The sequence below is a fragment of the Paenibacillus qinlingensis genome (assembly GCF_031455095.1).
Lineage (GTDB): Bacteria > Bacillota > Bacilli > Paenibacillales > NBRC-103111 > Paenibacillus_E > Paenibacillus_E qinlingensis_A.
On the sequence record NZ_JAVDSB010000001.1, the window covers coordinates 1,718,761 to 1,733,845 of the forward strand.

10 protein-coding genes are annotated in these 15,085 nt (G+C 47.0%); 5 read left to right on the forward strand and 5 right to left on the reverse strand.

Annotated elements, in window-relative coordinates:
* Positions 1-6: 6 nt before the first annotated feature.
* From J2736_RS07805 to J2736_RS07820, 4 genes are all read right to left on the reverse strand, one after another.
* A complete protein-coding gene (locus tag J2736_RS07805) occupies positions 7-6,354 on the reverse strand; it encodes an OmpL47-type beta-barrel domain-containing protein (protein ID WP_310225267.1) in 6,348 nt (2,115 codons plus the stop codon).
* Positions 6,355-6,383: 29 nt separating this feature from the next.
* The gene (locus J2736_RS07810) at positions 6,384-7,937 is read right to left on the reverse strand and encodes a DUF3502 domain-containing protein (protein ID WP_310225028.1); all 1,554 of its coding nucleotides are present in this window, start codon (positions 7,935-7,937) and stop codon (positions 6,384-6,386) included.
* 71 nt (positions 7,938-8,008) lie between these two features.
* Positions 8,009-8,917: a carbohydrate ABC transporter permease gene (locus J2736_RS07815; protein WP_310225030.1), complete on the reverse strand. Its 909-nt coding sequence runs from the start codon at positions 8,915-8,917 to the stop codon at positions 8,009-8,011.
* A 12-nt stretch (positions 8,918-8,929) separates the two neighbouring features.
* Entirely contained in the window at positions 8,930-9,832 is a 903-nt protein-coding gene (locus J2736_RS07820; RefSeq protein WP_310225032.1) for an ABC transporter permease, read from the reverse strand.
* A 261-nt stretch (positions 9,833-10,093) separates the two neighbouring features.
* On the opposite strand from J2736_RS07820, the gene J2736_RS07825 reads away from it, so the two are divergent.
* A complete protein-coding gene (locus J2736_RS07825) occupies positions 10,094-10,945 on the forward strand; it encodes an AraC family transcriptional regulator (RefSeq protein ID WP_310225034.1) in 852 nt (283 codons plus the stop codon).
* A gap of 30 nt (positions 10,946-10,975) precedes the next feature.
* Here J2736_RS07825 and J2736_RS07830 read toward each other — a convergent pair whose 3' ends face one another.
* A complete protein-coding gene (locus J2736_RS07830; protein ID WP_310225036.1) occupies positions 10,976-11,986 on the reverse strand; it encodes an SGNH/GDSL hydrolase family protein in 1,011 nt (336 codons plus the stop codon).
* A gap of 215 nt (positions 11,987-12,201) precedes the next feature.
* Between J2736_RS07830 and J2736_RS07835 the strand changes: the two genes are divergently transcribed.
* From J2736_RS07835 to J2736_RS07850, 4 genes are read left to right on the forward strand one after another with little or no spacing between them, the layout of a single operon-like run.
* A complete protein-coding gene (locus J2736_RS07835) occupies positions 12,202-14,535 on the forward strand; it encodes a glycoside hydrolase family 2 protein (RefSeq protein WP_310225038.1) in 2,334 nt (777 codons plus the stop codon).
* A 13-nt stretch (positions 14,536-14,548) separates the two neighbouring features.
* Entirely contained in the window at positions 14,549-14,713 is a 165-nt protein-coding gene (locus tag J2736_RS07840) for a hypothetical protein (protein WP_310225040.1), read from the forward strand.
* Positions 14,670-14,885, forward strand: a complete 216-nt coding sequence (locus J2736_RS07845) for an ROK family protein (protein ID WP_310225043.1) — start codon at positions 14,670-14,672, stop codon at positions 14,883-14,885. The genes J2736_RS07840 and J2736_RS07845 overlap by 44 nt, the downstream gene beginning before the upstream one ends.
* Positions 14,779-15,084, forward strand: coding sequence for a hypothetical protein (locus J2736_RS07850; protein ID WP_310225273.1), 306 nt, complete (start codon positions 14,779-14,781; stop codon positions 15,082-15,084). Before J2736_RS07845 ends, J2736_RS07850 begins: the two co-directional genes overlap by 107 nt.
* Position 15,085 lies beyond the last annotated feature (1 nt).

Below are 15,085 nucleotides of genomic sequence, written 5' to 3' on the forward strand. Positions count from 1 at the left end.
CTTTTTTCAATATTGAAATATAACAACCGGATCAACACCAATATCACGGGTGTTTTCCTTCGTCGTGCCGCCATACGTCATGCTAAAGGTATAACTGGCGGGCAGTAATTCTTTGCTAACCTCTCCTGATGTTGCAGGTCCGAGGTTCTGCCAGCTTCCTCCCGAGTAGAACTTTGCAGTTCCACCGCTCAGCGGATTACCAGAACTGTCTTTTACCTGCAGGGTAGCTTTCATCGTATGGAAGCTGACAATAGTGTTCGTGACAGTACTTTGGACCGACTCTAGGCGTTTGCCTGCATATGTCAAAGCGAAAGTATACGAATCGGCAAGTAATTCCCGACTACTTTCCCCACCAACCGTAGTGCCCATAGACTTCCAGCTGCCTCCTGAATAGTAGTCGACAACGGCGCCATCCAGTGGATTGCCTTGGCTGTCTTGCAGCTGTACTTGAACCAACTCCGTCTGAAAACCAACAGTAGCATTCGTACTAATATTTTGCGAAAGCTGCTTCGTTTTCCCTTCATACGTCATGGAGAAGAGATAGCTCTTCTCCCCTAACGACTTACGGATAGAGCCGGAAGCATCTGTTACGCCAAACTCTTTCCAAGCGCCGTCCCAATATTTGACATTTCCGCCGATTAACGGATTGCCGGTGCTGTCTGTGAGCTGAACCTTCACCGCTGTAGCGGCGAGATTGAAGCTTATGTTCTTGGCTGTCTCGCTGTTGCCCGCTACGTCGGTCGCACGATACTGGAGCGTATACGCCCCCTGCTTGTCAAAGGTAAGCGCATCTGTGTAAGGCGTCCATGTCACTCCGTTATTCACGCTATAGACGACCTGCCCAACGCTAGACAAGTTATCAGAAGCATTTAACGTGACCGTAACGGGATTGATGTAAGTACCGTTAGGTCCATCTGGCGATGATGGGGCAACGACAGATGTTGTTGTTGGAACCGTACTGTCGATTCGGACAGTGACGGTTTGGGTCGCTTCCTGATTGCCAGCCAAATCCTTGCTGTAAAAATCGAGCGTGTGCGCACCTTCAGTTGCGATAGAGATCGTATTCCCAGCCACGAAAGCGCCTTGATCCAAGCCATAGAACGTGCCAGCGACGCCACTTCCTGCGTCGCTCGCCGTTAAGTGAACAACCTGAGCCGTCGTCTGCCAGCCGGACAGTGCGTCACTAACCGTAACGGGAGGCACATCATCGACGGTCAATGGTCTGATCTCTACGTCATCCACATAGAACGGAGTGCCGTTACCCTGAGTTTCGGTGTATAAAAACATGGTCGTTTCGGTTACAACACCCGTTTCATTGATAATCAGACTCCCTTGAACTTGTTTCCATTCTGTCGCATTTAGGGATGGACTGACGAACATAATATACTGTTTAACCACAGGATTACCGTCTACCTTATATTGCAAACCGATCCTGATCGTCTCGGTTGCGGCAGGAGCAGAGGCTAGTTTCGCCCAGGTAGAATAGTAATAAGGTTTGCCTTTTACAAGTGCGACAGGAAATTTAACGCCTCCGTATTTATCTGCCTTCGTCAACAGCAAGGACTTCTGACCCGAATGTTTCTCCGTCGTAATTATTGAAGCTGCGGCCTGATAAGCATAATTAGGAGCGGCTAATGTACTGCCTTCCATGCCCGGATCCACAATCAGGTTCGTGCCTTTTACCGTATTCGTCGGTGCTGTTACCGTAACCGAGGCGACAGCCACAATACCCGAATCATCCGAGGTCGCTTTGATTTGTGTGGTACCCGTGCCTACTCCTGTCACCGTTCCATCGGCAGCGACGACCGCCACAATTGGATTTACAGATTCCCATTTGATGAGCTTATTGGTTGCATTGGCCGGTGTTACCGTCGGGACAAGCGTTTGCTGAGTGCCGAGAGGCAAGCTGAGTGAAGTCGGTGTTAGCGACACTCCCGTAACCGCAATCGTATTATTTACGGTGACGAGCACTGATGCGACTTTTCCGCCATCTACTGTCGTTGCCGTTACCGTTGCGGTGCCTAGGCTCGCGCCATACACGATGCCGTTCACGTCCACAGTTGCTACACTTGGATTGCTCGAACGCCAGATTACTTCTTTGTTACTTACATTGGCTGGTGTAAATTGCGGAACGAATGGCTTGGTTTTACCTAGACCTACCGTGATTGCCGTTGCATTCAAGCTCACATCTGTAGGATGAATCCAAGCCGAACTTCCCGAATCCGTCATCGGTTTCACCGAAACGTCATCGACATAATAAATACTGCCCGGGCTATTCGGATTACTGTACTCCGTATAGAGGAACATCAGAACGTTCGATACGACGCCTGATTCCTGAATGGTGTAAGTACCTTCGACCTGCGTCCAATCTCCCGCCTTCAAGCCAGGGCTTGTAAACATAATGAATTGCTTGGGTGGTCCCCCGTCCAGATTATACTGGAGACCGAGCCTCAGCGGTTCGTTCGTTGTTGCACCCGTCGCCAACTTCGCCCATGCGGAGTACGTATAGGCTTTCCCTTTTTCCACATTTACGGGAAATTTAATGCCTCCGTAACGCGTCGTTTTCGTAATTTTTACTGACTGATGACCGCTATGAAACTGACTCGTATCTTTGGCAAACGTCGCATCCGACATTCCGAATTGAGAGGATAGACTTCCTTCAAACCCAGGATCATCAATCAGATTATCCCCTTTGACAGCAACCGTCGGCGTAATTTCCAATTGAACGGAATCCAGACTGAAGGCTCCGGAGGCCGTCGTTGGCACAACTTGAAGCTGTTTAATCGTCCCCGTCCACGCAGCAAAGCTGGACGTATCGAATACATATTCCCGATAGACGGCATCATTAGGGAGGAGATACGACGAGAGCATTTTCGCCTCATTCCAAGTGCTGTCTGCGGTTGTGGTAAAGTAAATCTTCGCCTCGGTGCCGCTTGTCATGTTGTTCATTCGGACGCGAATCCGCCTGATATCGTCATCTGCAAATTCCAAATTGTTCGGTGAAAGGATCATTGGCTGGGCACTTCCCGATATCCCGGTTGAAGTTCCGCTGAAGACGCCGTTCGCAACGACGGGATTCGCGATCTGACTGTTGGCCGTCCAGCCGCTGCTCGTCGTAAAATCCCATGTGATTGCCGTTGGATACACATCCACTTTTTGTGCAGCCGCATCCCATTTCGCTATCGCGCCAAAGGCTTGGTGAAGATAGCTAAGCGGCACCATCACCGTTCCGTTCGCCAGCTTGACAGGCGCATGCTCTAACGTAATCGCCTGACTTCCTTTGTAAGCGATGCTATCGCCAACCTTCACTTTATAGACAACATTATCTTTCACTGCCAACAGGGTATTCGTCGCAGGATCCCATTCCGGCTTCGCCCCGATTTGCAGGTATGTCTCTTTCATAGGCATCATGACAACGCCATCTTGCATAAGAGCCGGTTGGCTGAACGGTTTGTAAACGCCGTCGACGTAAGTCCTAATACCGGGCTGCGGCGAATAAATCGTTCGAATGTAATCGATGCTTATCGGTCCTACAGCGGAAATCGGATCGATCCGCATTTGCCGGATCGTCCCCGTCCAGTTTTTGTTTCTCCACGCCTCAATCACATATTCCGTATAATTACTGTCTAACGGATTTACAAAATAGCCGACAGCTTTAGCCTCATTCCAAGTGCCATCTGCCTCTGTCGTAAAGAAGAAGCGGCCGTCGATATCATTCGCACTGTTCTTCATTCGAATCACGATATAAGGAATATCCTCTGCCTTGATTCCAAGGTGATCAGCAGAACGTATGCCGGGATCGGTATTATTCGTTACCCCCGAAAAGGTGCCGTCCTGTACGGTCACGCCCACAATCTGCTTCTCAACAGTCCAGCCCTCCGCGTCGCCCGGCGTATTGAACTCCCACATATTCCCGTAGACATTCACCATCACTGGCTGCGGTTGGTTCAAATTAGGTACCACTCTCCCTGCGGGATACAGGGTATTGATTCGTTCTTTCTGAGTCTGCGTTGGCACACTGTCCGTATGCGAAGCACTGCTTCCAAACACATTGCGAATGGCATCCACATACCCGAAACCGTTCAGCCCCGCAGGCATAATAAAGTGACCTTCGCCAAACTCATTCCAGTTATCCAGCATCACCAACTGCTTGCCAAGACTACCCACAGGAAGCGATGGCATAAAGCTATCCTTTGTCCACTGAGCCAAAGACTCGAATTCCGCTGGCGTTGCGTAATAACCAAAGTTCAGGCCCCATGCTGTATCATCTCTGCCCATGCTCAAACCGGGGATAATATCGATAGCGCCTGTATCCCTTTCCTGCGTCATTTTCAGTTTCTGAAATTCCGGATGGCCGCCAAACGAGCCCCAGGAATACGCATACAAGCCATCAAAGCCAGCCGCTTTGCGTTTAGCCAACTGCGAGGAGTCCGTCCCGTTATATACGTTCAGCAGGATCATATCCCCCAACCCTGCGTTGTGCACTTGGAGCCGAAAGTTATCCAGTTCCTCCTTCACATGATCGTTGCCATTGCTGTCTTTAAAAGCATTGAACAACTCATCGTAATTGTAGATCGTGAACACAGGTTTACCGTCGATCTTCAAATAACGCGGATCTTTAAAATAATATTCAATCCAGTACGGAATCAGATTCGTTCGGAAATCTGCAGCATCCTTGACCTTGGAATTGAGATTTTCAAACATAATGGCGAATTGGGTTTGATCGCTATATGCGCCATTAAAATAACCGTTATCCAAAGCATGGGATAAATAAGAATCTTTAATCGGCATCCGATTGGTGTCTCCGCCAAGTGGCCTGAACCAGCAGGACATCTGGAAATCGATGCCGTGCTCTGCCAGCCATTTCGACTCCCAATCCGCCGTCTCCGGGTTGCCTTCGTCGTAGAATCCAAGCAGAGGCGTCCGATCCGGGTAAGGCTGAATCATATCCCACCCCAGATGATGGCCTTCCCGCCACATCGGGCAGCTTTGAACGCCTACTTTCGGAGCGCCCGCGTCCTTACTGACCACAACAGGAGCCGGTACATAGTCAGCCGGGAGGGGCACCGTTTTATACAAGAGAATATCGTCGAGCCACATTTCTCCCCGATACGAGGCGGGGGTCGTGAATTTGATACTGTCAATGGCTGTCACGCCTGAAGCGATCGCTATACCTTCCTCTTGAAGCTTATCATTGATATAAATATCCGCTAGAGCCGTCACCCAATTCACTTTGATCTGAATATGCGTCCATAGATTCGCTAAATAATCCAATGAGATAGTTTGCCCGCTGCCGTTGACATATGTCAATTTATCTCCCGCTGTCGTTAATTTGATGACGCTCGTTGTGCCGCTTCTTAACTCGGCTTCCAATCCATCCGCCTTCTGCTTATAAAGAACCTTGAAGTCGTAGGTGAAATTATCCGATATCGGCGATATCGTTTTCGATAGACTCATGCTGCCGGTGCTACTAGCCGCATTCAGCTTCATGCTGTTGATATCCGGCTGCGGGGAACTCAGCATGCTGCCTACGGTGATGGCGCCGCCTGACGTTACCGCCGTCCAATCCTGTGGAATCGCGCCACTGTCAACAACCGAAATCAGTCTCTCATTGACGACATACCCTTTATACATTTTCAAAGGTCCAAAGAAGAATTCTCCCATGGAAGCAGCGCCCGTTTGCACTTGAAACTGATTCAGATTCCCAACGGCATTTTTGAATGGCGCACCGTTCGCTTTCATCACGCCATTGATATAAACGTCTGTCGTATGCGTATTCAGGTTGATAACGAGCTTGATGCCATATTCCTTGTTTGCCTCATAGGTTTGCAGGGGAAGAACGGTGCTGGTGCCCGTCTCCAGACTAAATGTATTGTTTTGCGTAATTAAGCTAACGCCTGCGACGTCATTGCTGAGCAGCTGCCACTTCAAGCCGTCAATAATCGATAATGGCTTAATTCGAAATTCCATCGTCAAACTACCTGTGCTTTGCGAAACGAATTTCTTGTTCATAGAAACAGGCAGCACCGTGCTCGTGTCGCTGATTTTGAAATTCGTATTGTACAGGGAGACCAGCGCCCCTCCGGCAGCGCGAACATCCCACCCAGATGGCTGACTATTCCCTGGCGTCAAGGCGGATAAGAATGAAAAATCCTCATCGATTACATACGCCCCTTCAGATTTGGTCACCTCCGCTTTAACGGTCGTTGACAGAAACGCAGTAATGAAAGCGCATACAAACAAGGACATAACGACCATGCCTAAGAGCCTCTTAATCATCATTAAACGCCCTTTCCGATTGGATTCATTGGTTTCTTGGCAACAATGACCCTGCGTAAGTTCAGCAGCGGTCATTGTTGTCACAAGAACATGTCGTTAGTTAGTTATTTGCCTGCCTTCCAAGCATCATATTGCTTTTGGATCTCAACCATTATTTTATCAATACCTGCATCAACCAACTTCTTCTTCGTGTCCTCAACATACTTCGGATAATCCGGCATGGATCCCGTCGTAAAGATCGGATTGGCTTCTTTATTCACAGCATTGATTTGCGCAATCTCTGTTTTAACCGGCTCGTTGTTAAAGACAAATCCAAGCAGACCTGATGCCTTACCGTTGTCGTTCGTTTTTCTCATCGCTTCCAAAGCTTTCGTTGAATTCCAGTTGGAATCCCATTGATCCCAAAGCGGCCCAAGCCAGTTGTGCCAAATCGCCCATGTTTGTTCAGCACCACTTTTGGCTTCGATCGTTGGGTTAGGATCTTTCACACTACCCGATTTAACCGTGTAATTCTTCCCTTCAACGCCATAAGCAAGTGTATTCAATAAGTACTTGTCACTCCAAATATAATCGAGCAACATCATCGCTCTTTCTGGATTCTTCGAAGTAGCACTAATCGCTGTCGCAGCAGCCGTCATGGAAGCCGTTGAAATGGTCGGCTGGGAGCTGAACGTTTCAACAGTTGGGAATCCATACGTGCTCGTCGATTTCGACCCATCCTCGGTATAACCGCCTGAATCGCGCAGTACGGCATATTTCCCGGATTTCGCTTCAGCTAGATAATCCGTTTTGATCGCTGCATCCTTGGCAATGTAGCCTTTCTTATAAAAATCATTCATAACGCGATAATTTTCATAATTCTGCGGAATATCAAGGGTCTTGACGAATTTACCATCCTTCTCGCTAAAAGATATCCCACCTACAACGGTTGTATAGTCAGGTAATCCTACGCCAGAAGTCGCGCCATTAGCGGTTGCAATAACTGGAATCATGTTTGGCTCATTTTCTTTAATCGTTTTCAGGAATGGCTCTAAGTCACTGAGACTCTTGACGTTCTTATAATCAAATTTATATTTCTCTACTAAATCTTTCTTAAATACATAAGCAGATGCCGGACTATAAGGGGTCTGTGCAGGTATCGCCATGATCTTCCCTTTGTAAGTAACAGCTTTCCAAGCGCGAGGATCTACTTTCTTCAAAATATTTTGACCATACTTCTGCAATAAGTCATCGAGGGGCATAAAGGCACCCTTTTGCACATTCGCATTCAAGTTATTGGACGAATTGGACGTAAACACGAGATCATAGGGCTCGCCGGCAGCGGACTTCAGCTTGATCTTATCTTCCCATCCCGCATTATCAATTAAGTTAAATTTTACATTAGCATTCAATTTTTCCTTAATGAGTTTGTTCGCTGCCGCTTCAACCGCTTCCTGATCTTTCATATTGTCGATCGGTTTGGGCATGAACCAGCTAATTTCCACATAATCTTTCGTCGGACTCGTACTTGTCGTACTTGCTGCCGTACTAGCAGCTGGGCTTGCGCTTTCACTTGCTTTTTCAGTTGTGGAGCAGCCGCTAATCACAATCGTTGTTGCAAGCAAGACGGATGTTCCTGGTCCAAACCATTTTGAAGCTTTTGTTTTTTGACCTTTCACGTGGATTGCCTCCCTTATCTTGTCTTTATATAATTTACAGACGCAGCGCGTTTCTCCTGCACCTGAAACTATTAACCTTTGACAGAACCTACCGTTAACCCCTGAACAAAATACTTCTGGAACAGTGGGAAAACAAGCAACATCGGTCCTGCAGCCAAAATACACATCGCCATGCGAGCAGTTAATGAAGGTACTTGCATACCTGGTTTCACAAGTCCATATTGAATGGCCTCAGCCGAATTCAAATACTCCATATTTTTTAGGACACGAATAAGTAAATATTGCAGCTTCATTAAATTGCTCTGATCCATGTAAAGCAAGGTCAGCCACCAATCATTCCAGTATTGGAGTGCGAAGAACAGTCCTAATGTTGCCAGTGCCGGTTTGGATATTTGCAGAACAATTTGGGTAAATATTCGCAGCTCGCCTGCCCCATCCATTTTAGCTGATTCAATAATGGCATCCGGAATCGTCTGCAAGAAACCTTTCATCAACAGCACGAACCAGCCACTAATCAGATAGGGCAAAATGAGTGCCAGGATGTTGTTGCGGAGTCCCAACCATTTCACCATCAGGATATAAGAAGGAACCATCCCTCCATGAAAGAGCATCGTGAAGAAGATGAAAAAGGCAAGGAACGTACGATAGGAATAATCTTTGCGCGAAATCGCATAGGCATAGGTCGTGGTTACCCACATCCCAATCAAAGAACCGATGATCGTCGTACCGATTGTAACCAGATAAGAGTTCAGTAGAACAGTTGGCTCACGCAGAATCACCTTATACGCATCTAACGTAAAGTTTTTGGGGATCATCGAGTAGCCAAATTTGATAATGTCATTTTCCGTTTGAAATGATGTGCCAATAATGACTAGAAAGGGAAACACGCACACCGCACACAACAAGATAAATGAGATATGAATCACTAATTTTCCTATGGTTAGTGTAGGTCGTACCCGAATTGCTTTGTAAGAATTCATAGTCGATGCTCCTTAGAAAAGTGAATTTTCAGGATTAATTCGCCTTACGATCGTATTGGTTAACAGAACTAGGCAAAACCCAACGATCGATTGAAAGAAGCCTGCTGCCGATGCCATCCCGATATCCCCCATATCAATCAGAGAGCGATACACGAAAGTATCAATGACGTCTGTCGTCTGATAAATCAAGGATGAATTCAACGTCACATTGTAGAATAAACCGAAATCACTGTAACAAATACTTCCGATTTGTAGGATAACCAACATGGTAATCATCGGTTTGATCATTGGAATGGAGATCGAGAACGCTTGCCTTAATTTACTCGCTCCATCTATTTTTGCAGCATCATAATACTCAGCATCAATGCCCATCAGAGCCGCATAATAGATGACCGAACCATACCCAAGTCCCTTCCAAACTGCTGCAGCTACCAAAATGTACGGCCAATACTGAGGTTCGCTGTACCAGAGGATCGGCGCTTTACCCATAGCAATCAAGAGGGAGTTGATCACACCATGATCCATATCAAACAGAGCCCGAAAGGCAAATCCAGCAACTACCCAGGAAATAAAGTAAGGAATGAACAGGATTGTTTGATACACCTTCACAAATTTTCGACTCAACTCAAATAGCAGTAGGGCAATCACGATGGAGAGGAACGTCCCCAAAATAATGAAAACTGTGTTATACAGGAGCGTATTGCGTAGAACCCTGTACAGCACATTGCCATGAAATAAGAACCCGAAATTGTCCAACCCAACCCACGGGCTATTCCAAATCCCCAAATTGTACTTATAATTTTTAAAAGGAAGCAGTAATCCGTAAAGCGGCACATAATTAAATAGTAAAATTAACAGGAATCCTGGTAGTGCCAGCAGGGTCACTCCGAAATTTTTCTTGAAAATTCTTACCATCCATCCAACACATCCTAGCTTTGTAATTTTGACTGCCATCTTGGTCGATACCCCAACTTTAGGGGATAGCTTAGGGAATGTATATTATAAACTAGGTATTTTCCTCCAAAATTGTGTAGGTTCCATTGAGCTAGAATCCTCCAAATCACGTGTTTTCCTCTAACCTTGGTAAGCTTCGTAGGAAAACAGACTTGTCCCCACCTACGAATACGGTTGATATTGTATACTACACACATGGGAAGTAAGGAGAGGAGCTTAGTTATGCGAAAAGTGCCAGCACCCTATCGGTATATGATCGATGAATTTCTCACACCATCTTTTCATTTCAGCATCTCCGAGTATGAGGTAAGCCGGTTTCACGATTTGCATGGCCATGAATTTTTCGAGATGGAGATTATTCTATCTGGAAGAGGTACGCAAATCTTAAACGGTGAGTCGTCCCAACTCGTCCCTGGCTCTGTTTACCTTTTAACCCCTGTTGATTTCCATACCATTATTCCTGACCCAGGTTTCCCGCTTCGTTTAATCAATTTGAAATTTACCGAGGAATGGCTCGATGAGGAGCTACGACTCTTTCTCTTTAGGCAGCCTAATCGTTTATCCGTCCGCTGCAAGGGTGAACATTTGGTTTACGTAGAGAAGGAATGCCGCCGATTATTAGCGGAGTGCACAGCATCCAGAATCGGCAAAAAACAAGCCATCCGTGCCACATTGGACAGATTGCTTGTTGATCTGCTGCGTATGATTCCGACTGATCTCCACACTACCATAGAGACTTCTTCCAGCGATGTCCCTGAACGTATCAAGCTGCGCAAAGCTTTGAACTATATCGATTTCCATTTTCGTGAACCCATTACATTGAAACAAGCAGCAGCATACACAACATGGAGCCCGAACTATTTTAGCGAAAAATTCAGTACCATCATCGGTCAATCGTTTCAGCAATATGTGCAGGAGCACAGGCTGCAATATGCTCATAGGCTGCTTCATAATTCCAGCTTACCTGTTACGGAAATAGCTCTGGCGTCGGGCTTTAATTCTTTGCCTTATTTTATTCGTTGTTTTAAAAAGAAGTATGGATTTTCTCCGAGTGCTGGACGGCGGGTTTTGTGAAGTAGCACAATGACAAGAAAGCTTGATTTCTCAAGCTTTCAGCAGCGGGACAAAAGCTTGGAAATAAAGCCAGTGCCCGTAATCATTCGGATGATTGATGTTGTTCAGGAGCAGACTTTCCGGTGATTTGCCGGCTGCCAATTCCTGCTCCCAAACCGCAGTGACGTCAGCTACCCCGACACCATATTCCCGGCCCAGCCGGCGGATAACTTCCGCATATCGGCCAGTCCATCCGCTGGCATACCACCATTTCGGATTCGGCAAGCAAGGCGTCACGAGCACAATATCGCTGTTGCCCAACTTCTTAATGGCCTCGATCATTTGACATAGATTGCATTCAAAATCCGCCGGCGAAACGCCCACTCCTTCCCCATATTTGTTCTGATCGTTCATCCCGAATCCGATGATCACGAGATCAGGCTGCAAAGGAATGACATCGCGCTCTAAGCGATTCTTTCCATCTTTGCTGGTTTCACCGCCGACTGATTTATTCAACAGACGGATTCGGCTGCGCGGATAGTGATCATTGAGAAATTGATGAACTCGGTTGAAGTACATAAACTTTTCTTCGCTCGCCTCCCCACCTGCACTAATGCTGTCGCCAAAAACAACGATTGAACTCTCCTCGCTGGTTCGCAATTTGGAAAGCCAGTGCTCCACTCTAGCTCGATTTCCGCTATTATCGTGGGCAACGAAGCCGTCTGCCAACGGATCGCTCTCATACACATAATCCCCATACACGGTAAATTCACGATTGCTGCAGTTTTTGAACACGGTATGATCAAACTCCGATTGGCTATATAATTCGTGACGAGACCAATCTGGGATTCCGCTTTGCGTCGTCCGGCGAATGACACCGCGATCGTAATCGACGACATAATCGATTCCCTCTGCGTAAAGGATATTGTCCGGATGATCCTCATCTGCATGACTCCGCAATACCATACCCTGCTTGGCTAAAGGACGGTATCGGATCGACATGTTCTCTTCTTGGATAAAAATGAATGCTTCCGCAGTCTGTCGGCAGCTCTCTGGATTCATGGGCACGCAACTCCTTCAATTGTAAAATCATATTCATCTGAGGTCACACTTCAACTTTAGGCGTTGGTTATGGTAAAGTATATTGCATTTTAGGCACTTTCCTTCAAATTAAGTCATATCCGAAAATCGTGCAATTTTTCTGAACATACGGCAAGTTTTATCCTAGCCTCCCTTTTACAATGAGTTCATTGGTACTTAATTGAGGAGGTTTTCAGATGACAAATAAATTGTGCCTGGACGGACAATGGCAGCTCATTTATTTTCCCCAAGGAGAATGGCAAGTCCACCATCCCGATGAATTGAGTAACTTCGATTTGCCTTCTATACACGCATCTGTACCAGGGAATGTGGAACTTGATTTGGTAAGCAGCGGTCTACTTCCTGAGCCCTTTCTCGGAACGAATATTAATGAACTCCGTCCTTACGAGCTTTATGAGTGGTGGTACAGTTTAGAGTTCATCGCTCCGCCCCAGATGGAAGGAAAACGAACCGAACTGGTGTTCCAAGGAGTGGATTGCTGTGCAACCTATTGGCTAAACGGAGAGGAACTTGGCTCCAGCGATAATATGTTTATTGAGGTTAGGCTCGAGACAACGAATTCGCTGCTCTGCCAGGGTGTGAACAAGCTGTTCGTACGATTGCGTTCTCCCATTATTGAAGCCATGGTGCGTAGCACCGACGCCATTTGTTATGGACCGATTACGAATGGCGAGCAGTTATTCGTACGCAAGGCAGCCCATAGCTTCGGATGGGATATTATGCCCCGCGCGGTTTCTGCAGGCATTTGGCGATCTGTATCCTTAGTCTCATGTGAGGATCATGCTTTGACGGACCTTTATTTCTATACCTTATCTGTAGATAAAAATCTTTCAGCTGCTCAAATCGGATTATTTTACCGAGTGGCCACAAATCCTGCGTATTTTTATCATGGATTGGAGATTCGGGTCACAGGCAAATCAGGTGCATCCGAATTTCAGATGAGTAGGCCTGTCTTATTCAACACAGGCTCCTTAACGATAACCCTTACGAATCCGCGGCTCTGGTGGCCGCATGGTTATGGGGATGCCCCTCTCTATGAGGTTACGACCGAATTGCTCCATCAGGGACGTGTCCTCGCTTCACGTACGGAGCAGATCGGCGTTCGTCTAGTGGAATTGATTCGCACAGAAACAACCACCGTAGAAGCCGGAGGCGAATTTCTTTTCAAAGTCAACCACACGCCGATCATGTGCAAAGGCTCAAATTGGGTGCCGATGGATGCGTTTCATAGCCGAGACTCCAGCCGCTACGAGAAAGCTCTTCAGCTGTTCTGTGATACTGGTTGCAATATCGTTCGCTGCTGGGGAGGCAATGTCTACGAGGACCACGCTTTTTTTGACTTCTGCGATAGTCATGGGTTAATGGTTTGGCAGGATTTTGCAATGGCCTGCGCGGTCTATCCGCAAACGCCGGAATTCAGCGAGTCTATGCAGCTTGAAGCTCGCTCCGTTGTCAAGAAATTACGGAACCACGCTTCGCTTGTTCTTTGGTGCGGAGATAACGAATGTGACGAGGCTTATGGGTGGTATGGTCTGCCTGATCCTTGCGTGAATCAGATCACACGAAGCTTGCTTCCGCAAGTTATCCAGCAATACGATCCTCACCGGGCTTATTTGCCGAGCTCTCCTTATCTGTCACCTGAGGTTATCCGATCAGGCAACATGAACCTAGCTCCCGAACGGCATCTTTGGGGCCCGCGGGATTACTATAAAAGCTCCTTTTATAAGACGAGTATGGACCATTTTATTAGTGAAATTGGCTATCATGGCTGCCCGAATTTATCTTCGATCCAGAAGTTCATAGAGCCTGAGCATTTATGGCCATTTGATAATCAGAATGAGCAATGGATCGCCCATGCAACGGAAGTTAGCGGCTCACAGGGACATAACGCAACGCGTATTCAGTTAATGGCGAATCAAATTAAGGAACTGTTCGGTGCCATTCCCGAATCTATTGAAGACTTTATACTTGCTTCGCAAATTTCCCAAGCTGAGGCGAAAAAGTTTTTTATCGAGACGGCTCGGCTCAAAAAATGGCGGAAAACAGGTATCATCTGGTGGAATATGATTGACGGCTGGCCGCAATTCTCGGATAGCGTCGTTGATTATTACTATGGCAAAAAGTTGGCTTTTCATTATATTCAAAGAAGCCAAGTCCCTGTCTGCATCATGATCGATGAGCCTGAGAATTGGCATGTGCGAGTAGCCGCAGGCAATGACTCCCGGCAATCCGCTTTTGGTTCTTATCGCATATGGGATGCAGATTCCAAAGAAACGCTTTTGGCAGGGAGCTTTGAGGTCGAGGCTAACGGTACTTCCGAGCTTGGGAAAATCCCGATTTCACACGCCAAGCAGCAATTACTGCTCATTGAATGGATCATTCAGGGACGAACCTATGGCAATCACTACCTGCTTGGCTTTCCCGCATTCTCTTTGGAAACTTATAAGAGCTGGTTGCCTCAAATTGCCGCTATTTCTAATGATTTTCGAGCCGATGAGATCGGCAGATAGGGGGACTTTTACGATGGAGAAAATGATACTGGAAAACCATATACAGCATCTTGTAGCCCGTTATCCAGACTTAGACATATGTACGCATGATCTTATAGCGGCATTCCAATTATGTGCGGCAGCGTTCCATTCCAATGGGAAAATGCTGCTATGCGGCAATGGGGTCGAATTTGCCTAGGTGGGATCACATCCCTATTGTTATGTTAATTAAGGAACGTTTTGGTGTTCCTGTTGACTTGCAGAATGATGCGAATGCTTGTGCTTTGGCAGAGTGGCGCTGGGGTGGGAACACGGGATATGATCTTCCTAACTTTCGGTACAGGCATGGGTGCTGGGCTTATTTTGGATAGCAAGAAATTGGTCATATGCGGCTTGAGCCTAGCGGCCCCATCGGTTTTGGCAAACCAGGGTCCTTCGAAGGCTTCTGCAGCGGAGGCGGCATCGTCCAATTGGGACAAAAGAAAGCCAAGGAGGCTTTGGCACTTGGGCAGCCTCCCAGCTATTGCCGATCCGAGTCGCAATTGGCATCCATTTCGGCACAGCACATAGC